Below are 22,586 nucleotides of genomic sequence, written 5' to 3' on the forward strand. Positions count from 1 at the left end.
TGCCCAAAGTCAAGTTCAAACTCTGAATTCATCCCCTGATGACCCGGGTAAATCACGGGGATCGTGTGCGTGATCGTCCAAGGCTGATGATTCGGTCCGTGCACGCTCAGCCAGCACTTGACGCAGCAAAGGCAAGCCCTGACCGCTTTGAGCGCTGACAAAAACACGCTCCAGCTGACGTCCATCCACTTCGTAATGGTCACGATCAGCATGAGGTTCGCTGCCCTCGGGCAAGGCATCGCATTTGTTGAACACCAGCAGCTGGGGGACGTCATGTGCACCAATTTCATGCAACACGCGTTGTACTTCCTGCAACTGTTCGGGCCAATTGGGGTTGGCCGCGTCCACCACGTGCAGCAGCAAGTCTGCATCTGCGGCCTCCTGCAAGGTGGCCTCAAAGGCCTCCACCAGACCGTGGGGCAAGTCTCGAATAAAACCCACCGTGTCGGACAAGGACACAGAGCGGCCCGCCTCACCCAGGTACAGCTGACGCGTGGTGGTGTCCAAGGTAGCAAACAGCTGGTCAGCCGCATAGGCGCGGGCCTTGACCAGGGCATTGAACAAGGTCGATTTTCCCGCGTTGGTGTAACCCACCAGGGAGATCATGAAGGCCTGCCTGCGCTCGCGCTGGCGGCGTTGCGTGTGGCGCTGTTTCTTGACTTTGGCCAAACGCTCTTTGGTGCGCTTGATGGCCTCGCCGATCATGCGGCGGTCCAGCTCGATCTGGGTTTCACCTGGGCCTCCGCGCAGACCGATACCGCCCGTTTGGCGCTCAAGGTGGGTCCAGCGGCGCACCAGCCGGGTGCTCAGGTATTGCAGGCGAGCCAACTCGACCTGGAGTTTGCCTTCATGACTGCGTGCACGCTGAGCGAAGATTTCCAGAATCAGCAAAGTACGGTCATTGACCGCCAGCCCCATGTGGCGTTCCAGGTTGCGCTGCTGCGCGGGGCTCAGGGACTGGTCGAAGAGCACCTCACTGGCGCCGTGCATCAAGGCCAGCTCCTTGATTTCATCTGCCTTGCCCGACCCCACAAACAAGGCCGGGTCTGGCGCACGGCGTTTGCAGGTGATGTGTGCTACGGGCTGCAGGCCCGCCGTTTGCGCCAACTGCGAGAGTTCGGCCAACTCGCCATCAAAATGGGGAAGCCCAAAGTCAACGCCGACCAGGATGGTCGGCGCTGCAGACGGTGAAGAAGACACGGAGGTCAATGCCTTGGGCGTCCTCAGGCTTGCTCGGGGACGTCATCACCCGCAGCCAGGTTCACGGCGCGACCGGGAACGATGGTGGAGATGGCGTGCTTGTAGACCATCTGGGTCACCGTGTTGCGCAGCAACACCACGTATTGGTCAAAAGATTCGATCTGGCCTTGCAGCTTGATGCCGTTGACCAGGTAGATGGAGACCGGCACATGCTCGCGGCGCAGGGCGTTGAGGAAGGGGTCTTGCAGAAGTTGGCCTTTGTTGCTCACGATATTCTCCGTGTTCCGAAATGGTTAAGGAGCCCCGACCTTACCACACACCTTGTGCGACTCAGCCCGAGGCAAACATCAATCCTTGTCAGCGTAAGGATTGTCAGAAGTTTTCATCTCGATGCGCAGCGGGGTGCCCACCAGATTAAAGGCTTTGCGGAAACGCCCTTCCAGGAAGCGTTTGTAGGCTTCGGTCACGTGCTCGAGCGAGTTGCCGTGGATCACAATGACCGGCGGGTTCATGCCGCCTTGGTGCGCATAGCGCAGCTTGGGACGGAACATGCCCGTCTTCTTGGGCGTTTGGTATTGCACAGCTTCCAGCAACAAGCGCGTCAGCACAGGGGTGGTCATCTTGCACGTGGCCGCTTTATGCGCCTGGGCAATGGAAGTCCACAAGGGGCCCAGGCCCTGACGCTTCTTGGCCGAAATGAAATGCAGGTTGGCAAACTTGAGGAAGCCCAGGCGCGTTTCAATCGAGCGCTGCACCAGCTGGCGCTGGTATTCGTCCACCGCATCCCACTTGTTCACGGCCAGGACCACGGCACGGCCACTGTCGAGCACAAAACCGGCAATGTGCGCATCCTGGTCGGTCACGCCTTGGGTGGCGTCGATCAACAGCAAAACCACGTTGGCGTTTTCAATCGCCTGCAAGGTTTTGACCACCGAGAATTTTTCGATAGCTTCAAACACTTTGCCCTTGCGGCGCAGACCGGCGGTGTCAATCAGTTCGAATTTTTGGCCATTGCGTTCAAAAGGCACGGAAATCGCGTCGCGGGTGGTGCCAGGCATGTCAAAGGCCACCAGACGCTCCTCGCCCAGCCAGGTGTTGATCAAGGTCGATTTGCCTGCGTTGGGCCGACCGGCCACCGCCAGCTTGATGACCGAGGTATCTTCTTCGACCTCTTCGTCCTCTTGCGGCAGATCCAGCTGGTCCAGCGCGTGTTCCAGTAAGCTCCGTATTCCTTGACCGTGTGCCGCAGAGACAGGAATCACTTCACCCAGGCCGAGCTCATAAAACTCGACCAGCTGCACGCCTTCTTTCATGCCTTCGGCTTTGTTGGCCACCAGCAAGCACGGCTTGCCAATGCGACGCAGGTAGTTGGCAATGTCATGGTCTTGGGCGGACAAACCCAGACGGGCATCCACCACAAAAATCACCACGTCGGCTTCAGCCACCGCTTGCTGCGTCTGGCGTGCCATTTCCTTGTAGATGCCACTACTGGCATCGGGCTCGAATCCACCGGTGTCAATGACGATGTATTCGCGCCTGCCCAGGCGACCCTGTCCATAGTGGCGGTCTCGCGTGAGGCCTGCAAAATCAGCCACGATGGCATCCCGGCTCTTGGTGAGACGGTTGAACATCGTGGATTTGCCCACATTGGGGCGGCCCACCAGGGCCAAAACGGGTTTCACTTATTGTTTCCGATCATTGGGCGTTGAACGCCCGCACCTGACCCTGGCGCGTTACCACTACCAGGGTTTGACCCACCACCACGGGGGCCATGGCAATGGCTGAACCGTCCGTGCTCAGACGTTGCAGCACGTGTCCATCCTTGCGCGAGAGAAAGTGCACATAGCCTTGAGCGTCTCCCACGACCACTGAGCGGCCCAACACCAGAGGCGCTGTCAGACCTCGAAAACGCAGGCCTTCGTGGGTCCAGGTCGGCTGACCATCGGCGCGTGCCAACGCTTGTACCTTGTCGTCACCTTCGACGGCAAATACCTGGGTATCGTCCATGCCCAGACCTTGGTGGCCCTGCATTGGCTTGCTCCACAGGGGGCGGGCCGTCGCGGTATCCACGCATGCCACAGCCGATTGGAAGGCTCGGACGCAGACCGTCTGACCATCTCGTGCGGGCGGGTTGACCAGGTCCACCAGTCGCTCCACCTCATTGGTACCGCGCATGGAGCCCACAGCCACTTCCCACTGCACACGGCCTTGATCCGGGTCGATCGCCACCATGCGACCACCCAAGCCAGCAATCAAGGTATTGCCCACAGCCATCAACAATCCCGCTTGACGCAGCACCAGTGCGTCCGAGCCGCGGTGCTCGTAACGCCAAAGCTCCCGCCCCGAGGCACCATCAAGCGCTGTCACAGCGCGATCCGATGTCATCACAAACACGCGGCCGCCAGCCACCAAAGGTGCCGTCAGCGTGGATGCGGGCAGAGCATGCTTCCACAGCACCTTGCCAGCCTCCAGTGCCAGCACTTCGTTGCGGACGTTGACCGCCGCAAAGCGTTGACCGTCACCCCCCAACCCGGCCTGGACAGGCGCATCCAGTTGAACTTGCCAGAGCACTTGTCCTTTGTCGCCGTCAAGCAGCACCACGCGGCCGGCGCTTGAAGTCAGTGCCACGCGGTTGCTGTGCACCGAGGCGGCCAAGGGCCCTGCGATCTCACCCAAACTCAAAGACCAGCTTGGCGCAATGGCAAATTCGGCTTTGAAGGTCGACAGCGCTGTCGGCTCAGGCTTGGATGGCGTGCTCGAGCACGCCACCAGGCCTGCACAGGCCACAGTCAGCGCGGACAGGATCAAACGTTGTTTCACGATTTCCCCCCTTCGGTGGCCGCCGGCTCGGCGCCCAAGGCATTGAGTTTGGCCTGCAGCAGACGACGATACTGCGTGTTTTGCGGCAATTGGGTCCACGCTTTTTGATAGGCAGCCACGGCCTCGACTTGCTTACCCTGCAGTTGCAGGACATCGCCTTGCATGTCCGCGGCCAGACCTTGCATGGCCTGACTCACGCCCTTGAGCTGCTCCAAGGCTTGGTCGTATTGCTTGTCCTGCATGGCTTGGCTGGCCAGGCGCAGGCGTGCCACATCAGCGTAGACGGGATCAGACGCTTTTTGCACCAGCCAAGCCCACGCCGCTTTGGCTTCAGCGGTTTTGCCTTGTTCGGCAAAAGCTTTGGCCACCAGCTGGGTCGCCTGCTGCGCTTGCATGCTGCTGGCAAAACGCTCTTGCATATCGGTCATGCTGCGCTGCATGCGTTGAACATCGCGGGAAGAAACAGATCGCTCCACCTCGTCATACAAGGCTGCCGCCTGTGTAGCCTGATGACGTTGCCAGTATTGCCAGCCATTCCACGCTGCATAGGCACCCAAAACCACAATCAGCACCCAGCTGATCAAGTTGCCGTAGGTGTTCCAGAAATGCTTGAGCTCTGCAAGCTGTTCTTGTTCTTCAAGATCGAGATGCGATGCCATGTGTAGGTATTCCTGTCAGTTTCAGAGCAATATCAAAGAGATTTTAGGCTCGCAGCCCATTCAGGCACATGATCCAGGCGCTCGGTGCGCTGGGCGCCTTGCCCGTCGCGCAGCGACTTGACCGTGACCTCGCCACGGGCGAGTTCGTCGCCGCCAAAGATCAGGCCAAAAGCCGCGCCACTGGCGTCGGCCTTCTTGAACTGGCTCTTCATGGAGCCCATGCCCTCGCCCGTGCCTGCATGCATCTGGGCCGACACGCCCGCCGCGCGCAGCACCTGCAAGGTCTTGATGGCCACCGGTAAGGCCGCTGTATCGGGAATGATGGCGTAGACATCCGGAGCCGGGGCGGCCAATGCCTCGCCTTGTTCTTTCACAAGTTCCAGCACGCGTTCCACGCCCAGCGCCCAGCCCACGGCCGGGGCCGGTTTGCCACCCACCTGCTCTACAAGATAGTCGTAACGGCCACCGCCGCAAATCGTGCCTTGCGAGCCCAGGCTTTCGGTGATGAACTCGAACACCGTGAGGTTGTAGTAGTCCATGCCGCGCACCAGGCGCGGGTTGATGCGATACGCGATGTCGTTGGCGTCCAGAATCGCCTTGACCGCGTTGAAGTGCGCCAGTGACGCCTCACCCAGAAAGTCGAGCAGCTTGGGGGCGGATTCGACCACCGGGGCCATGGCCGGGTTCTTGGTGTCCAGAATGCGCAGCGGGTTGCTGTGCAGGCGGCGTTTGGCGTCTTCGTCCAGCAGCTCGGCGTGCTGCTCGAAGTGCGCGATCAGCGCGGTGCGGTGGGCCTTGCGCTCGTCGGGCTGGCCCAGGCTGTTGAGCTCCAGGCGCACATCTTTCAGGCCCAGTTCTTTCCAGAGGTCGCTCGCCAGCAGGATCAGCTCGGCGTCCACCTCGGGGCCACCAAAGCCCAGCACCTCGGCACCGATCTGGTGGAACTGGCGGTAGCGGCCGCGCTGCGGGCGCTCGTGGCGGAACATCGGGCCCATGTAGTACAGGCGCTTGCCGCCTTCGTAGAGCAGGTTGTGCTCGACCACGGCGCGCACGAGCCCTGCCGTACCTTCGGGGCGCAGGGTGAGTTGCTCGCCGTTCAAGCGGTCTTCAAAGGAGTACATCTCCTTTTCGACGATGTCGGTCACCTCGCCCAGACCACGCACGAACAGGGCCGTGGGTTCGACGATGGGCAGGCGCACGTTGCGGTAGGCGTAACGGGCCATCAGGCCACGCACCTGCGCTTCGAGCCACTCCCACTGCGCCGAATCCGGCGGCAGGATGTCGTTCATGCCCTTGACGCCCACCAGCTTCTGGGCCTTGGGCTGTTTTGCGGTTTGTTCTGTCATGGATGCAGGTCAGGCTTTGGCCGTGCCAAAGCGGTTCTCAATGTAGTCTTCGACGATGCGCTGGAATTCCTGGGCAATGCCCTCCCCGCGCAACGTCATGCGTTTTTCGCCGTCGATGAACACCGGGGCGGCAGGCGCCTCGCCGGTGCCCGGCAGGCTGATGCCGATGTCGGCGTGCTTGCTCTCGCCAGGGCCGTTGACGATGCAGCCCATCACGGCCACTTTCATGCTTTCAACGCCAGGGTACTTGCCGCGCCAGACCGGCATCTGGGCACGCAGGAAATCGTCGATCTGCTTGGCCAGTTCCTGAAAGGTGGTGCTGGTCGTGCGACCACAACCCGGGCAGGCGGTGACGCTGGGCACGAACACGCGCAGACCCAAGGACTGCAGGATCTCGGAGGCGATCACCACCTCTTGTGTGCGCGATTCGCCTGGCTGCGGGGTGAGCGAGACGCGGATGGTGTCGCCGATGCCTTCCTGCAGCAGGACGGACAGCGCGGCAGCCGAGGCAACCGTACCCTTGGTGCCCATACCCGCTTCGGTCAGGCCCAAGTGCAGCGGGTAGTCGCAGCGGCGGGCCAGCTCTCGGTACACCGCAATCAAATCCTGGACGCCCGAAACCTTGCACGACAGCGCGATCTGCGCACCGTCCATGCCCATGGCTTCTGCGCGCTGGGCGGAACCGATGGCCGACTGGATCAGGGCTTCGTACATGACCTGGCGGCCCTCGAAAGGCTGGGCGCGGCGGCTGTTGATGTCCATCAGTTCGGCCAGCAGTTCCTGGTCCAGGCTGCCCCAGTTCACGCCGATGCGGATGGGTTTGTTGAATTTTTGCGCCACCTCGATCATCTGACCGAACTGCACATCGCGCTTGTCGCCCTTGCCAACGTTGCCGGGGTTGATGCGGTACTTGGACAGGGTCTCGGCGCAGGCCGGGTACTCGGTCAACAAGCGGTGGCCGTTGTAGTGGAAATCGCCGATCAGCGGCACGTCGATGCCCATCTTGTCGAGCTGCTCGCGGATGTGCGGCACGGCCTGCGCGGCTTCGGGCGTGTTGACGGTGATGCGTACCATCTCTGAACCCGCCAGCGCCAGCTCCTTGACCTGGATGGCGGTGCCGATCACGTCCACCGTGTCGGTGTTGGTCATGGACTGCACGCGCACCGGTGCGCCGCCGCCCACGGTGACGACACGGTTGCCCCAGACCACACTGGATTGACGGCTGTGACGAACCCTGGGTTGCGACAAGGCAATGGCTTGATCTGACGCGCTCATTGCTGACTCTTGCTCTCTGCGGGGAAGGCTGCCGGCACGGCAGGCAATGTGACTGTCAAAGGCGGGACTGCTGGAGCCTGCGCATTCGCGGGCGTTTGAGCGGCGGCTGCATCAGTCGTGGTGACGGTTGTGGGCTCAGCCGCTGCAGGAGCGGGCATCACGGCGGGTGGCAAAACATCGGCCACTTCGCTTTCATCTGTCGAGCTCTGGTGCCACAGACTGTAGGCACCACCCACCAACATCAATGCCAGCACCAAGGCAGCCCATTTGCCCCAAGCAAAACTGCGTCCATGAAACAAACCACCCAGTTGAGGCCCATCGGCCTCACCCAGGCTGTCTTTTTCCGGGCCCAGGCGGGTGATATTGCCCGGCAACAAGTCCAGAGCCGGCTGCGGGTCAACACCTACATGTCTGCAAATGGCCACAGTCAAGCTGCGTACAAAGGCCGTCCCCATGAGTTGATCGTGCTGGTCAGCCTCCAGTGCCTGAAGCTGGCGCACCGGCACTTTGACCAGCGCCGACAACACGCCAAGGTCCATGCCAGCGCGTTCACGCGCCTGGCGCAACCACTGGCCTGCGCTCAGGGATACGGCTGGCGCTGAACTCGCGGCTTCGTAAGTTGTATGTTGTTCGTCCATGCGACTCATTGTGAATGATCTTTGGCCAAGGCCGAAGAAGACAAAGGCGAAAAGCGGATCACCTGTTCTTGGGCCTGGCGTTGGGAGCTCATGCGCTCCTGTACACGCGTGCGATCGCGAACATCGCCGGCCAGCTGACCGCAGGCTGCGTCAATATCGTCACCACGGGTCTTGCGGACTGTGGTCACGATACCAGCCTCCAGGAGCAGCTTTGCAAATGCCTGTACACGTGGCTGCGACGAGCGTTGAAGCCCTGACGCAGGAAAAGGATTGAAAGGAATCAGGTTGAATTTGCAGCGCAAGCCCTGCCTGCCATGGCGCTGGACCAGATCAATGAGCTGACGGGCATGCTCGGGCTGATCGTTCACACCATCGAGCATGCAGTATTCAAAAGTGATGAAGTCGCGCGGAGCGTGGGCCAGGTAGCGCTCGCAGGCCTGCAGCAACTCATCAAGCGGGTACTTGCGGTTGAGTGGCACCAGCACATCTCGCAAGGCATCGTTGGGCGCGTGCAAGGACACGGCCAGCGCCACAGGGCAATCCTGTGCCAAGCGGTCGATCATGGGCACCACACCCGAGGTCGACACCGTGACGCGGCGACGCGACAGGCCATAGCCGTGGTCGTCCAACATGGCCTTGAGGGCCGGAATCAGCGCTGAATAATTTTGCAGGGGCTCACCCATGCCCATCATCACCACGTTGGAGATGACGCGTTCTTCCGTGTTCAGGTGCTTGCGCAGAAAGTGTTCAGCAAACCACAGCTGCGCCAGGATCTCGGCCGTGGAGAGGTTACGGCTAAAGCCTTGGTGGCCTGTGGAGCAAAAGCGGCAACCCACAGCGCAACCGGCTTGGGAGGACACGCACAGCGTACCCCGGTCGTCTTCAGGAATGAACACCGACTCGACGGCATTGCCGTCCCCCACATCGAACAACCATTTGATGGTGCCGTCCTGAGACATGTGCTGTGAAAGCACAGGCAACGCGGCAATGTGGGCGGTGGTTTTGAGTTTTTCGCGCAGGGACTTGGCCAGATCGCTCATCTGGTCAAAATCGCTGGCGCCTCGCTGGTGAATCCAGCGGAACAATTGCGTGGCCCGGAAGCGTTTTTCTCCCAGGCCCTCGCAAAAAACGGCCAGACCTTCCAGATCGAATTCGAGAAGGTTGGCCGTCATAGGGCTACAGCGTCGCGAAATCGCGACAGGCTCAGCGGGAGTAAACGTTCATGCCGGGGAAGAAGAAGGCAACTTCCACAGCAGCGGTTTCGGGGGCGTCGGAGCCGTGCACGGCGTTGGCATCGATGCTGTCAGCGAAGTCAGCGCGAATGGTGCCAGGCGCGGCTTTCTTGGGGTCGGTAGCGCCCATCAGGTCGCGGTTTTTACCAATGGCGCCTTCGCCCTCCAGAGCCTGGATCATGACGGGGCCGGAGACCATGAAGTCCACCAGGTCCTTGAAGAAAGGACGCTCTTTGTGCACGGCGTAGAACTGCTCGGCTTCGCCGCGCGACAGGTGAGCCATCTTGGCAGCCACAACCTTCAGGCCAGCAGCTTCAAAGCGGGCGTAGATCTGGCCGATGACGTTTTTGGCCACTGCGTCGGGCTTGATGATGGAGAGGGTGCGTTCGATTGCCATGATGATTTCCTGATGATGGATAAAAGTGAAAGGTTTGCCGTTCAGCAAAGCTCTCTATTTTAACCCGACAGACAACGGCTGCCGAGCGAAAAAGGGTTTCAACGTCCCCCGCGGCGTGCTTTGTTGGGGCGCGCGCCCTGGCGGTGGCGCTGCAGGCTGTCTGCGCCAATATAGCCCTGCGAAGTTTGCATCGGGTCGGGTTGCGCGCGGCGACCGCCCTGCCCCCCAGCCTTGTTGCCTTGTTTGCCGCCACGGGGACCCGTGGGTTTGCGCTCTGCCTGCGGCAGGGCCGTACCGGGTGTGCCCGCAAACATGCCACGTGGCCCGCCCTGGCGCGAACCGCTGCGGCGACGCGCAGGCGTTGCCGCCCCATCACGCTCCACACGCGGCTGCTCGGGTGTGCCCGAGGCTTTCATCAGGGCGCGGATGTCGGCCTCATCGAGCTCGATCCAGCCACCACGACGCAAGCCGTGGGGCAAGACCATGGCACCATAACGCACACGAATCAGGCGGCTGACGGCGTGGCCCACGGCCTCCATCATGCGGCGCACTTCCCGGTTGCGGCCTTCGGAAATCGTGACCCGGTACCAGCAGTTAGCCCCCTCGCCCCCGCCGTCCTCGATGCTGCTGAACTGGGCCATCCCATCGTCGAGCTGCACGCCTTCGAGCAGGCGGGCTTTTTCGTCGTTGCTGAGCGCACCGAGCACGCGCACGGCATATTCGCGCTCCAGGCCAAAACGGGGGTGCATCAGTCGATTGGCCAGCTCGCCCGAACTGGTGAACAGCAAGAGACCTTCGGTATTCAAATCCAGACGGCCCACCGACTGCCACTTGCCTTGCTGCAAACGGGGCAGCTTGCGAAACACGCTAGGGCGGTTTTGCGGGTCGTCGTGCGAGACGATCTCGCCCGCAGGCTTGTGGTATGCAATCACGCGAGCAGGCGGCGGCGCAATGCGCACGCGAATGGGTTTGCCGTTGACCTTGATGAGGTCGCCGTACTGGATGCGCTGGCCCACGTGTGCGGGCTCGTTGTTGACAGAGATACGCCCCTGCAAGATCAGCTCTTCCATTTCCAGGCGTGAGCCCATGCCAGCTTGTGCAAGCACTTTGTGCAACTTGGGTGAATCCACTTGCGGGGCCAGTACGCGCTTGCCCACGATCTCGGCGGGAGCCTCGGATTCTTGCTCCTGGTCAAACTGGCCAGAGACCACTTCGGCCAGATCCACGGCCTGGTAGCCACCTTCGGGTTTAGTGGTACTCATGAAGTTGCATCCTGTGTGTTGGGGGGCTCAGCGGTATCCGACATCTCGGGCTGATCTAGCTGCACCTGTTCAATCGCCTCTTCCAGAGACAGCGCCGGTTGCAGCGGCAATTGGTCATCCTGTGCGGCCACCAGACCCGCGAATGCATCGGCCTGGTCCTGCATTTGGCCCAGCATGGGCAGCTGATCGAGCGAGGACAAACCAAGATCGTCCAGAAACTGGCGGGTGGTGGCATACAGACCTGGGCGACCCACGGTCTCGCGGTGACCAATCACCTCAACCCAACCGCGGTCTTCAAGCTGCTTGATGACCTGTGTGTTGATCGTCACGCCGCGAATGTCTTCCATATCACCGCGGGTCACGGGCTGGCGGTAGGCGATGATGGCCAGGGTCTCCAGTGCGGCGCGAGTGTACTTCGGAGGCTTTTCCGGGTGCAGGCGATCCAGGTACTCACGCATCTGGGGTTTGCTTTGAAAGCGCCAGCCGCTGGCGACTGCGACCAGTTCCAGTCCGCGCTCAGACCATTCCTGCTGGAGGGACATCAGCATCGAGCGAAGGGTATCGGCCCCTAGTTCGTCAGCAAACAGGGTTCGCATGTCCCGCAGGGTCAAGGGCATGCTCGAGCACAGCAAGGCTGTTTCGAGGATGCGTTTGGCTTGCACCGTGTTCATGTTGGTTCATCCGGACAAAAGGCCTTGATGAGGCCATTGAAAAAGTCGTCACGGCAAGGATGGCGCAGGGCTTGCGCGATCGGGGCCGCAGGGTTCATTCACCTCAGGGCCGGCGTGTGGGGTCAATTGTAACGAAGTCCCAACATCTGCAAGGCTTGCTCAATATCGGCGGGGGCAGCTGCCTCAAAGGCCAGCTCCTGAGCCGTGATCGGATGGGCAAAGGCCAATTTCCAGGCATGCAGGGCCTGCCGCTGCAAGCCAGCCGCAGGCACGCCCCCATACAAAGCGTCCGCCACCAGGGGATGCCCCAGATGGGCCATGTGCACCCGAATCTGGTGGGTACGGCCGGTGTGCAAGCTGCACAGCACCAGGCAATAGCTGTCGTTTTGGTCCAGGCAACGAAGGGTGGTACGCGCCTCCTTGCCCGACTGGCGTTGCAGATCCACGGCGGCCATGCGCAATCGGTTTTGCGGATCGCGACCAATGCCCACCGTCACCTCGCGCTCCGTCACACTACCCCAGCGTCCCTGACCGATGGCCAGGTATTGGCGTTTGACCTCACGGGCAGCAATAAGCTGGACCAGCGCGTCCATAGCTTGGCGCGTGCGCGCCACCACCATCAGGCCGCTGGTGTCTTTGTCCAGCCGATGAACAATGCCTGCACGCGGCAGTGTGCTGGCCGAGCTGTCCAGCGCCAGCAAACCGTTGAGCAACGTGCCTCGCCAGTTGCCCGGCGCCGGGTGCACCACCAAACCGGCTGGTTTGTGGATCACGCGCAGGTGTTCGTCTTCAAACACCACCTGCAAATCCATGGGCTCGGGCACAAAAGCCCGGGACTGGGGAGTAGGCCGCATGACCAGCCGCAAGCGCTGGCCCATGCGCACCTTGACCGATGCCTTGGTCTGGACCTGCGCATCCACACTCAAATCGCCCTGCGCAATAAGCTGCTGCAGATAACTGCGCGAGAACTCGGGCACCCCTTCGGCCAGCGCTTTGTCCAGGCGCAAGCCGTGAAGGCTGGCGTCCACCCGCAGCTCTCGGATTTCACTGTCTGCGGGGAGGTCTTCTTCGTCCTGAACAACGGGGGCGGTCGATATAATCAATTGGAGTAACGCTTCTTGTAAGGCCTGTGATGCAACGCTCCCGATTATCCGTGCTTGGCACCAGTTCCCTCCTGGCTTTGAGCCTGACCTTGGGTGCCTGCTCGAGCACCCCCAAGGACATCACGGCAGGCTGGTCGCCCGAGCGCATCTACAGCGAAGCCCGCGACGAGGTCAATGCAGGCTCCTGGGACAAGGCCATTGGCCTGTTTGAAAAGCTGGAAGGTCGTGCGGCCGGCACACCACTAGCCCAGCAGGCCCAGGTTGAAAAAGCCTTTGCGCAGTACCGCAACGGTGACAAACCTCAGGCTTTGGCCACCCTGGACCGCTTCATTCGCCTGCACCCCGCCAGCCCGGGCGTGGACTACGCCCTTTACCTGAAGGGCTTGGTGAATTTCAACGACAACACCGGCTTGTTCTCGTTCATCACCAGCCAGGATTTGTCCGAGCGTGACCAAAAAGCAGCGAAGGACGCCTACGAGTCGTTCAAGGAATTGAGCAACCGCTTCCCTGACTCCAAGTACACGCCTGACGCCCGTCAGCGCATGGTCTACATTGTCAATTCGCTGGCCGCTTACGAAGTGCACGTGGCCCGCTACTACGCCTCACGTGGCGCGCATGTGGCGGCGGTCAACCGCGCACAGCAGGCCATCTCCGAATACCAGGGCGTCCCTGCGGTGGAAGAAGCATTGGCTATTCTGGTCAGCTCTTACGACGCGATGGGCATGCCCCAGCTGCGTGACGATGCTCAACGCATCCTGGAGAAGAACTATCCAAACTCGCGCTTTCTGAAAGCCAATCAGGAGCAGCTCAAGTCCAAGAGCTCGTGGTGGAAGATCTGGTGACCTCCTGCAAGGCTGCTTCAAAGGCCTGAGCGTCGAGCAATCTGCGCATGGGAGGCAAAGCGCGCATCAGCCTCTTGCCGTAGGACATTTGCACCAGTCGCGGGTCACCAATCAGCAAAATTCCGTGGTCGAGCTCGCTGCGAATCAAGCGACCGGCACCTTGCTTGAGTGCCACCGCAGCCTCGGGCAAGGCATGATCAGCAAACGGACTTTTGCCCTGCGCCTCCAAACGCTCACTGCGCGCCTGCACCAGGGGGTCACCCGGTGGCGGGAATGGCAACTTGTCGATCACCACCAGCTGCAAAGCTTCGCCGGGCACATCAAAGCCCTCCCAAAAGCTGGCTGAACCGACCAGCACCAAGCCCTTGTCCCCCAGTTCGATGGCTTGACGAAAACGCTCCATCAATTTGCGTTTGGGCCATTCGCCCTGCACCAGCACTTCCAGACCTGAATCGTCAGACAGACGCGTGCGCAGCACCTCGCCAATGGTGCGCATGGCCGATAAGGTGGTAGTCAACACCAGCGTGCGCCCGCGCAAGGCCCGAGCGCCCTGCTCCGCCCAGAACGCGACTTGTTCGCTGTGGCGGGCATCTTGTGGACGCACCATATCGGGCGGCACAAACAAGCCCGCCTGGCGCTCATAGTCAAATGGGCTGCCCACCTGCATGCAGCGAGCCTGCTGCAAACCACACGGTTCGGTAAACCAGCTCAGCTGCGGATCGTCGCCCAAAGTGGCCGAGGTGAAGACCCAGGCACGCTGCGCAGCTTGTTCAGGCAAGGGTTTGACCCACTCGCCAAAAGCCTGGGCAATGTCCAGTGGCGAATCCATCATGCGCAGCTGGGTTGATACCTCCAGCCAACGCACATGCCCTGTCTGCACCGGCTCCGCAAAGGTGGCTAGCTTGTCACGAGATTGGTCACAACGCTCACGCAGGCGGGCGAGGTCAGGCGCAAGCTCCTCGACCATCTCCAGCGCCTTTTGCAAGTTTTGCACGGCCTCGTCCACAACTTGCATCGCATGCGACCAGCCCTTTTCGTCCAGGCCCTCGGGCGCTGCTTCATGCCAGCGCAAACGCACTGCATGACGTCGGTGGCCTGCAGTCAGGCGCCAGTCTCGCACCGCCGTTTCGAGCGTGCCCGCTAGCCCTTGCCAATCGGCCAAGCCTTTGGCCCACTGCAGGGCCACGCCGATCACATCACGAGCCAGTTCCAGCAGTTGACTGGACGAAATGTGTGAACCCAGAAAATTGACGCCGATCTGGTTGAGTTGGTGTGCCTCGTCAAACACCGTGATGCCTACATTGGGCAGCAACTCGGCCACGCCGCTCTCGCGAACAGCCATATCTGCAAAAAACAAATGGTGGTTGATCACCACCAAGTCAGCAGCCATAGCCTCTTTGCGCGCCAGGTTCACATGGCAGGCCTTGTACTTGGGACACATGGAACCTAGACAATTGTCTCGGGTAGAGGTGACCAGGGGCAGCACCGTCGACTGCTCATCCAGCCCGGTCAGTTCACCCAGATCGCCTGTACGCGTCAGACGCGACCACTGCTCCACACGCTGCCAGGCGTGGCGCATACCCGGCGTATCCAGCGCAAGACCATGGGGTGCCTGCTCCATGCGGTGCAGACACAAATAACTGCCTCGCCCTTTGAGCAAGGCCACACGCAGTGGCAAACCCAACCACTCCAGCAAACGTGGAATATCGCGGGCATACAGCTGGTCTTGCAGGGCTTTGGTGGCGGTTGAAATCAAGGCACGCTGGCCGCTGAGCAAAGTGGGCACCAGATAGGCATAGGTCTTGCCCACACCCGTGCCCGCTTCCACCACCAGTTGACCGCCTGTGGAAATGGTGTCGCTGACCGCATCGGCCATGTCCAGCTGCGCCTGACGAGGCTGAAAGCCCGGCAAACACTGGCTCAGCAAGCCTTCTGGCCGGAGCACCTGGTCCACGGCCTGCTTCAAATCGCTCAAGCGGAATCTCCCAGGCAATCCCTCAGTGATGGGCTTTGTCGAGCAGGCGCTGCTCACGCTCTTGCAAGCGAAGCAGACGGTCGCTGGCATTGAGCTCGAGCAACGCTGCCTCTACAGGTTCAAGGGCTTTGCGTTGTGCGCGACGTACATCGCGCAAACAGTCATTGACCGCAAAACGTTGCCAGCATTGCTCCTGCAGCTTGGCATGGGCATCCGCCACAGCCTGCTTTTTCGCTGTCAACTCGCTGCGCTTGAGCTCAATGGCTCGCTGCTTTTCGACAAGCGTGGGCTCAGACAGCTGCGCTTGTGCGTGACCTGTCAACAACATGAGCAAAAAGGCGAGCAAACGTGTCTTCATGTCAATTGCGTATTGACGGTACGGTGCTCGAGCGCCAGAAATTCGGCAGACCGCATTTCATTGAGGCGAGACACCGTACGCGGAAACTCGTGGGCCAGCGGGCCTTCTGTATAAAGCTGCTCGGGGGCCACTTCTGCCGACACGATCAGCTTGACCCGGCGGTCATAAAGCACATCTATCAACCAGGTAAAGCGACGTGCCTCGGATGCCAGTTTGACCGGCATGGCCGGCACATTGCTCAGCAGAACAGTATGAAACTGACTGGCAATTTCCAGGTAGTCGTTTTGTGAGCGTGGGCCGCCGCACAAACCCCAGAAGTCGAACCAGACCACACCACCATTACGTCGGCGCGCCTTGATCTCGCGTGCCTCGATGTGCAGGACCGGCGGCTCATCCTGACCACTCGCGAGACGGTCAAATGCTTCCTGCATAAGTGCATCGGCATGCTCGCCCAAGGGGGTGTGGTAGAGCTGAACCATCTCCAGGGTCCGTCGGCGGTAGTCGGTGCCGTTGTCCACATTGAGCACCTGCATGCGCTCATTGAGCAGTGCAATCGCAGGCAGGATACGGTCCCGGTGCAGGCCATTCGGGTACAAGCCGTCAGGCATGAAGTTGGACGTCGTCACAAACCCCACACCATTGTCGAACAAAGCCTGCAACAAACGGTGCAAGATCATGGCATCTGTGATGTCGGCCACGTGAAATTCGTCAAAGCAGATGAGCTTGAAGCGCTTGGCCATGCGTTTGCCCAGCTCATCGAGCGGGTTGACCGTACCTTGCAAACCCGCCATCTCACGATGGACCTCGCGCATGAATTCATGAAAGTGCAAGCGGGTCTTACGCTGGATGGGAACGGCCTCATAAAAGCAGTCCATCAAAAAGCTTTTGCCGCGTCCTACCCCTCCGTACATGTACACCCCTTTGGGAATATCGGGGCGGTTGATCAATTTCTTGAAACTGTTGGAGCGTCGAGCTTTGTATTGAGCCCATTCCTGGGCACAACGCTCCAGCGCATCAATGGCACGCAGCTGCGCGGGGTCACTCTGGAACCCACGTTTTTTCAGCTCTTCTTCGTAAACGGAACGAACAGACATGACTTGAGTCTAAGGCATAAAAAACCCGGGACCAGCCCGGGTTTGGTGGATTCAAGCTCTGGGCTCAATCAAAAGTTCAGCGTGCGCTTGTCGACCGCCAGCGCGGCTTCCTTGGTGGCTTCGGACAGCGAGGGATGCGCGTGGCAGATGCGGGCGATGTCTTCGGCGCTGGCGCGGAACTCCATGGCCACCACGGCCTCGGAGATCAGCTCGGACGCCATCGGACCCACGATGTGCACGCCCAGGATCTCGTCGGTCTTGGCATCGGCCAGGAACTTCACCATGCCGGTCGTGTCACCGAGGGCACGGGCACGGCCGTTGGCCAGGAACGGGAAGGTGCCCGCCTTGTAGGCCACGCCATCGGCTTTGAGCTGCTGCTCGGTGCGGCCGACCCAGGCGATCTCGGGGCTGGTGTAGATGACCCAGGGGATGGTGTTGAAGTTGACATGACCGTGCTGGCCGGCGATGCGCTCGGCTACGGCCACACCCTCTTCCTCGGCCTTGTGCGCCAGCATCGGGCCACGCACAACATCGCCCACGGCCCAGATGCCGGGTACATTGGTGCGGCAGTCACCGTCGACCACGAGGGCGCCACGCTCGTCGAGTTGCAGGCCCACGGCTTCAACATTTAGGCCAATCGTATTGGGCACGCGGCCGATCGAGACGATCAGCTTGTCGGCGTCCAGCGCCACGGCTTCGCCCTTGGCATTGGTGTAGTTGACGGTCACGCCCTTCTTGCCGGTCTTGATTTCGCCGACTTTCACGCCCAGCTCGATCTTCAGACCCTGTTTGTCGAAGGCCTTCTTGGCCTCCTTGGCGATCTGCTCGTCCACCGCGCCCAGGAAGGTCGGCAAACCTTCGAGGATAGTGACGTCGGCACCCAGACGGCGCCAGACCGAACCCATTTCCAGACCGATCACGCCGGAGCCGATCAGGGCCAGCTTCTTGGGCACGGCGCCCACGCGAAGTGCGCCGTCATTCGACAGCACGGTTTCTTCGTCAAACGGCACGCCGGGCAGCGCTCGGGCGTTGGAGCCAGTGGCCACAATGACCTGCTTGCCCACGATGGATTCTTCGGTCTTGCCGGCCACCTTGATCTCGCAGCCAGCCTCGGTCTTGCCGACAAAGCTGCCGCGACCGTGGAAGAAGGTGACCTTGTTCTTCTTGAACAGGTACAGGATGCCGTCGTTGTTCTGTTTGACGACGTTGTCCTTGCGGGCAATCATCTTGGCCACGTCGATCTTGACGTCCTTGGCCGTGATGCCGTGCTCGGCAAAGTGGTGGTTGGCATGCTCAAAGTGCTCGGAAGACTGCAGCAGCGCCTTGGACGGGATGCAGCCCACATTGGTGCAGGTGCCGCCAGGAGCGGGACCACCCGCAGCGTTTTTCCATTCGTCAATACAGGCCACCTGCATGCCGAGTTGGGCAGCGCGAATGGCTGCGATGTAGCCACCAGGGCCACCGCCGATGACGACGACGTCGAATTGTTTGCTCATGAGGTACTTTCAAATGTGGCAATGCCCCCGTCAGGAGGCATTGCGGATACAGTCAATTACAGATCGAACAGCAGGCGTGTGGGATCTTCCAGCGCCTCTTTCATGGCGACCAGACCCAGCACGGCTTCGCGGCCGTCGATGATGCGGTGGTCATACGACATGGCGAAGTAGTTCATCGGGCGAACCACGACCTGGCCGTTTTCGACCATGGCGCGGTCCTTGGTGGCGTGCACGCCCAGAATGGCCGACTGGGGCGGGTTGATGATGGGGGTGGACATCATGGAGCCGAAGGTGCCACCGTTGGAGATGGAGAAGGTACCGCCGGTCATCTCTTCAATGCCCAGCTTGCCTTCAGCAGCCTTCTTGCCAAACTCGGCGATCTTCTTTTCGATCTCGGCAAAGCTCATCTGGTCGGCGTTGCGCAGGATCGGCACCACCAGGCCACGGGGCGAGCCCACAGCGATACCGATATCGAAGTAGCCGTGGTAGACGATGTCGTTGCCGTCCACCGAAGCGTTCAGGACCGGGAACTTCTTGAGGGCGTGCACGGCAGCCTTGACGAAGAAGCTCATGAAGCCCAGCTTGACGCCGTGGGTCTTTTCGAACTTCTCCTGATGCACCTTGCGCAGTGCCATGACGGGAGCCATGTTGATCTCGTTGAACGTGGTCAGAATGGCGTTGGTGGCCTGCGACTGCAGCAGGCGCTCGGCGATGCGGGCGCGCAGACGGGTCATGGGCACGCGCTGCTCGGGGCGGTCGCCCAGGGCCACGGGGGCAGCGGGCGCAGCCACCTGGGCCAGAGCGGCGGTCGGGGCGCCGGTGGGGATGCTGGCACCTGAGGCTACAGCAGCGAGCACGTCGCCCTTGGTCACCCGGCCATCCTTGCCGGAGCCGGCCACAGAGCCAGCGGCCAGGTTGTTGTCGGCCATCAGCTTGGCGGCAGCGGGCATGGCAACACCGGCCATGTTGTTGCTGGCAGGAGCAGCAGCGGGGGCTGCGACAGGAGCAGCAGCGGCCGCAGGAGCAGCGGTTGGGGCGGTTGCAGCAGCACCAGCCTTGCCTTCGCTGTCGATCTTGGCGATCAGCTGCTGGGCCACAACGGTACCACCGTCACCCACTACGATCTCGGCCAGCACGCCAGCGGAAGGTGCAGGCACTTCCATCACGACCTTGTCGGTCTCGATTTCGATCAGGATCTCGTCCTGGGCCACGGCTTCACCGGGCTTCTTTTTCCAGGTCAGCAAAGTGGCTTCGGCCACGGATTCGGACAACTGGGGAACTTTGACTTCAACGATTGCCATGTTGATTTCTCTTTGAAGATGTTATGAGGAGGTACGGGACGTTTTATTTGGTCAGCACGAAGCCTTTGAGCTTGCCGAAAGCAGCATCGAGCAACGCTTTTTGCTGGTCCTGGTGCAGGTGCGAGTAGCCTACAGCCGGGGAAGCAGATGCAGCGCGACCGGCGTAGCCAAGCTTCTGGCCAGCCAGCATGTTCTCGTGGATGTTGTGCTGGATGAAGAACCAGGCACCCTGGTTTTGCGGTTCGTCCTGGCACCACACCACTTCGGTGGCGTTAGGGTACTTCTTGATCTCGGCCGCAAAGGCCTTGTGCGGGAAGGGATAGAGCTGCTCGACGCGGATGATGGCCACGTCGTCGGCGCCCTTGGCTTCACGCTGCTTGACCAGGTCGTAGTACACCTTGCCCGAGCAGGCGATCACGCGCTTGACCTTGTCGGCCTTGAGCGCCTTGTTCTCGGGGATCACGGTCTGGAAGCTGCCTTTGGTGAACTCGGACACCGGGCTGGTGGCGTCCTTGTTGCGCAGCAGCGACTTGGGCGTGAAGATGACCAGCGGTTTGCGCAGGTCGCGCACCATCTGGCGGCGCAGCACATGGAAGATCTGGCTGGCCGTGGTCGGCTGTACGATCTGCATATTGGTGTCAGCCGCCAGCTGCATGAAACGCTCTACGCGCGCCGAGCTGTGCTCGGGGCCCTGGCCTTCATAGCCGTGCGGCAGCATCATGACCAAGCCGTTGACGCGGCCCCATTTCACTTCGCCGGATGCGATGAACTGGTCAATGACCACCTGGGCGCCGTTGGCGAAGTCGCCAAACTGGGCTTCCCAGATGACCAAGGTGTTGGGGTCGTTGGAGGCGTAACCGTATTCGTAACCCAGCACCGCTTCTTCCGAAAGGATGGAGTCGATGACAACAAATGGTGCCTGGTTGTCAGACACGTTTTGCAGGGGCACATACGTGCCGGTGTCCCACTTCTCGCGCTTTTGGTCATGGATGACTGCGTGGCGGTGCGTGAAGGTGCCGCGTCCGCAGTCTTCGCCAGACAGGCGCACCGGGTAGCCGCTGGCCACCAGCGATGCAAAAGCCATGTGCTCGCCCATGCCCCAGTCGACGTTGATCTCGCCACGACCCATGGCCGCACGGTCGTCATAGACCTTCTTGACCAGCTGGTGCGGGTTGACGCTTTCAGGAATGGTGGTCAGCTTCTCGGCCAGACGCTTCCACTCGGACAGCGGGATGGAGGTGTCGCCGGCATCGGTCCACTTTTTGCCCAGGAAGGGCGCCCAGTCCACCGCGTACTTGCTCTTGAAGTTGGTCAGCACGGGATCGTTGGTGTGCTTGCCGGCGTCCATGGCGGCGCGATAGGCTTTGACCATGTCGTCGCCCAACGTATCGCCCAGACCTTGCGCGGCCAGCTTGTCGGCGTACAGTTTGCGAGTGCCGGGGTGGGCTGCAATCTTCTTGTACATCAGCGGCTGGGTCAGCGCAGGGGTGTCCTGTTCGTTGTGACCCAGTTTGCGGAAACAGGTGATGTCGATCACCACGTCCTGGCGGAATTCCATGCGGTATTCGAGCGCCAATTGGGTGGCCAGCACCACGGCTTCGGGGTCGTCGCCATTGACGTGCAGCACCGGCGCCTCGACCATCTTGACGATGTCGGTACAGAACACGGTCGAACGCATGTCGCGCGGGTCAGACGTGGTGAAACCGATCTGGTTGTTGATGATGATGTGCACCGTGCCGCCCGTGGTGTAGCCACGGGTCTGGGCCAGACACAGGGTTTCCTGGTTGACACCCTGACCGCCGAAGGCGGAGTCACCGTGCACCAGCACTGGCAGCACCTGGCTGCCCTTGGGGTCGCCACGGCGGTCCATGCGGGCACGCACCGAACCTTCCACCACGGGGTTGACGATTTCCAGGTGCGACGGGTTGAACGCCAGGGACAGGTGAACCGGGCCGCCAGGGGTAGACACGTCCGAGCTGAAGCCCTGGTGGTACTTCACGTCGCCGGCGGGCAAGTCTTCAGGGGCGGTATGGTCGAACTCGGCAAACAACATGCCGGGGGCCTTGCCCAGGGTGTTGACCAGCACGTTCAGACGGCCACGGTGGGCCATGCCGATCACGATTTCCTGAACGCCCTGCTGGCCTGCGACCTGGATCAGCTCGTCCATCGAGGCGATGAAGCTCTCGCCACCTTCGAGGGAGAAGCGCTTTTGGCCGACGTACTTGGTGTGCAGGTAACGCTCGAGGCCTTCGGCAGCGGTCAGGCGGTCGAGGATGTGCTTTTTCTTCTCGGCCGAGAAGTTGGGCTTGGCGCGGTTGCTTTCGAGTTTTTGCTGCCACCAGCGCTTTTGCGCCATGTCGGTGGTGTACATGTACTCGGAGCCGATGGTGCCGCAGTACGTTTCGCGCAGGGCGTTCAGCAGTTCGCGCAGGCTCATGCGATCCTTGCCGAAGAAGGTGTTCGAGGTGTCGAACACGGTTTCCTGGTCGGCATCGGTGAAGCCGTAGAAGGACGGTTCCAGCTCGGGAATGTTTTCACGCTCGGTGCGCTTGAGCGGGTCCAGATCGGCCCAACGCTGGCCCACATTGCGGTAGGCGGCAATCAGCTGCTGCACGGCGGTGCGCTTGCGGCCCATTTCGGCATCGGCGCTGGCCATGACGACTTTGGTGCCACCCTGCTTGGCGCGGTCGGCAAACGCATTGATGACGGGCAGATGGGGAACGTCTTTGGCGTTGGAGCCATCCACAGCAGGAACATGCTGCAGGGCGTCAAAGTATTCGCGCCAGTTATCGGGAACACTGCCAGGGTTGGCCAGGTAGTTCTCGTACATCTCTTCGACATACGGACCGTTCCCACCGAACAGGTGTGTGTTGGCCGAATAGGCCGTATAGACGGACTTGGTCTCGCTCATTGTTTT

General features: G+C 61.0%; 19 protein-coding genes and 1 pseudogene. 1 reads left to right on the forward strand and 19 read right to left on the reverse strand.

Features of this window, described 5'->3' with window-relative positions; all coding sequences use genetic code 11:
• Positions 1-15 precede the first annotated feature (15 nt).
• The 13 genes and pseudogenes from hflX to AAFM15_RS07330 all read right to left on the reverse strand — a co-directional run bounded on the left by hflX (position 16) and on the right by AAFM15_RS07330 (position 12,600).
• Positions 16-1,200 (reverse strand): GTPase HflX, encoded by a 1,185-nt coding sequence (gene hflX, locus AAFM15_RS07270; protein WP_341686041.1) that lies wholly within the window; start codon positions 1,198-1,200, stop codon positions 16-18.
• A 23-nt stretch (positions 1,201-1,223) separates the two neighbouring features.
• Positions 1,224-1,469 (reverse strand): RNA chaperone Hfq, encoded by a 246-nt coding sequence (gene hfq, locus AAFM15_RS07275; RefSeq protein ID WP_341686042.1) that lies wholly within the window; start codon positions 1,467-1,469, stop codon positions 1,224-1,226.
• 78 nt (positions 1,470-1,547) lie between these two features.
• Positions 1,548-2,882, reverse strand: coding sequence for a ribosome biogenesis GTPase Der (der, locus tag AAFM15_RS07280; protein WP_341686043.1), 1,335 nt, complete (start codon positions 2,880-2,882; stop codon positions 1,548-1,550).
• Positions 2,883-2,895: 13 nt separating this feature from the next.
• Positions 2,896-4,020 (reverse strand): outer membrane protein assembly factor BamB, encoded by a 1,125-nt coding sequence (gene bamB, locus AAFM15_RS07285; RefSeq protein ID WP_341686044.1) that lies wholly within the window; start codon positions 4,018-4,020, stop codon positions 2,896-2,898.
• A complete protein-coding gene (locus tag AAFM15_RS07290; protein WP_341686045.1) occupies positions 4,017-4,679 on the reverse strand; it encodes a tetratricopeptide repeat protein in 663 nt (220 codons plus the stop codon). Before AAFM15_RS07290 ends, bamB begins: the two co-directional genes overlap by 4 nt.
• 32 nt (positions 4,680-4,711) lie before the next feature.
• Complete coding sequence (gene hisS / locus AAFM15_RS07295) at positions 4,712-6,025, reverse strand: histidine--tRNA ligase (RefSeq protein WP_341686046.1); 1,314 nt, start codon at positions 6,023-6,025, stop codon at positions 4,712-4,714.
• Between the two features lie 9 nt (positions 6,026-6,034).
• Positions 6,035-7,300, reverse strand: coding sequence for a flavodoxin-dependent (E)-4-hydroxy-3-methylbut-2-enyl-diphosphate synthase (gene ispG / locus AAFM15_RS07300; RefSeq protein WP_341686047.1), 1,266 nt, complete (start codon positions 7,298-7,300; stop codon positions 6,035-6,037).
• A complete protein-coding gene (locus AAFM15_RS07305) occupies positions 7,297-7,938 on the reverse strand; it encodes a helix-turn-helix domain-containing protein (RefSeq protein WP_341686048.1) in 642 nt (213 codons plus the stop codon). Before AAFM15_RS07305 ends, ispG begins: the two co-directional genes overlap by 4 nt.
• A gap of 5 nt (positions 7,939-7,943) precedes the next feature.
• Positions 7,944-9,110, reverse strand: a complete 1,167-nt coding sequence (rlmN, locus tag AAFM15_RS07310; RefSeq protein ID WP_341686049.1) for a 23S rRNA (adenine(2503)-C(2))-methyltransferase RlmN — start codon at positions 9,108-9,110, stop codon at positions 7,944-7,946.
• Positions 9,111-9,141: 31 nt separating this feature from the next.
• Entirely contained in the window at positions 9,142-9,567 is a 426-nt protein-coding gene (gene ndk, locus AAFM15_RS07315; RefSeq protein ID WP_341686050.1) for a nucleoside-diphosphate kinase, read from the reverse strand.
• A 98-nt stretch (positions 9,568-9,665) separates the two neighbouring features.
• Positions 9,666-10,799 (reverse strand): annotated as a pseudogene (locus AAFM15_RS07320) (pseudouridine synthase); the annotation flags it as partial.
• A 26-nt stretch (positions 10,800-10,825) separates the two neighbouring features.
• The gene (gene scpB, locus AAFM15_RS07325) at positions 10,826-11,500 is read right to left on the reverse strand and encodes an SMC-Scp complex subunit ScpB (RefSeq protein WP_341686052.1); all 675 of its coding nucleotides are present in this window, start codon (positions 11,498-11,500) and stop codon (positions 10,826-10,828) included.
• A 122-nt stretch (positions 11,501-11,622) separates the two neighbouring features.
• Positions 11,623-12,600: an RluA family pseudouridine synthase gene (locus AAFM15_RS07330; protein ID WP_341686083.1), complete on the reverse strand. Its 978-nt coding sequence runs from the start codon at positions 12,598-12,600 to the stop codon at positions 11,623-11,625.
• A 32-nt stretch (positions 12,601-12,632) separates the two neighbouring features.
• Here AAFM15_RS07330 and AAFM15_RS07335 point away from each other — a divergent pair, with 32 nt between their 5' ends.
• Positions 12,633-13,445, forward strand: coding sequence for an outer membrane protein assembly factor BamD (locus AAFM15_RS07335; protein WP_341686053.1), 813 nt, complete (start codon positions 12,633-12,635; stop codon positions 13,443-13,445).
• Here the strand turns inward: AAFM15_RS07335 and AAFM15_RS07340 are convergent.
• From AAFM15_RS07340 to AAFM15_RS07365, 6 genes are all read right to left on the reverse strand, one after another.
• Complete coding sequence (locus AAFM15_RS07340) at positions 13,411-15,420, reverse strand: ATP-dependent DNA helicase (protein ID WP_371833094.1); 2,010 nt, start codon at positions 15,418-15,420, stop codon at positions 13,411-13,413. The two genes, AAFM15_RS07335 and AAFM15_RS07340, sit on opposite strands and share 35 nt — an antisense overlap.
• Positions 15,421-15,442: 22 nt before the next feature.
• Complete coding sequence (locus AAFM15_RS07345; RefSeq protein WP_341686054.1) at positions 15,443-15,778, reverse strand: hypothetical protein; 336 nt, start codon at positions 15,776-15,778, stop codon at positions 15,443-15,445.
• Complete coding sequence (gene zapE / locus AAFM15_RS07350; RefSeq protein WP_341686055.1) at positions 15,775-16,872, reverse strand: cell division protein ZapE; 1,098 nt, start codon at positions 16,870-16,872, stop codon at positions 15,775-15,777. Before zapE ends, AAFM15_RS07345 begins: the two co-directional genes overlap by 4 nt.
• 68 nt (positions 16,873-16,940) lie before the next feature.
• The gene (lpdA, locus tag AAFM15_RS07355) at positions 16,941-18,368 is read right to left on the reverse strand and encodes a dihydrolipoyl dehydrogenase (protein ID WP_341686056.1); all 1,428 of its coding nucleotides are present in this window, start codon (positions 18,366-18,368) and stop codon (positions 16,941-16,943) included.
• A 56-nt stretch (positions 18,369-18,424) separates the two neighbouring features.
• On the reverse strand, positions 18,425-19,669 hold the full coding sequence (gene odhB / locus AAFM15_RS07360) for a 2-oxoglutarate dehydrogenase complex dihydrolipoyllysine-residue succinyltransferase (protein ID WP_341686057.1): 1,245 nt from the start codon (positions 19,667-19,669) through the stop codon (positions 18,425-18,427).
• 43 nt (positions 19,670-19,712) lie between these two features.
• Positions 19,713-22,580, reverse strand: a complete 2,868-nt coding sequence (locus tag AAFM15_RS07365) for a 2-oxoglutarate dehydrogenase E1 component (protein WP_341686058.1) — start codon at positions 22,578-22,580, stop codon at positions 19,713-19,715.
• Between the last annotated feature and the right edge of the window lie 6 nt (positions 22,581-22,586).

The organism is Limnohabitans sp., from assembly GCF_038134685.1.
Taxonomy (GTDB): Bacteria; Pseudomonadota; Gammaproteobacteria; order Burkholderiales; family Burkholderiaceae_C; genus Limnohabitans_A.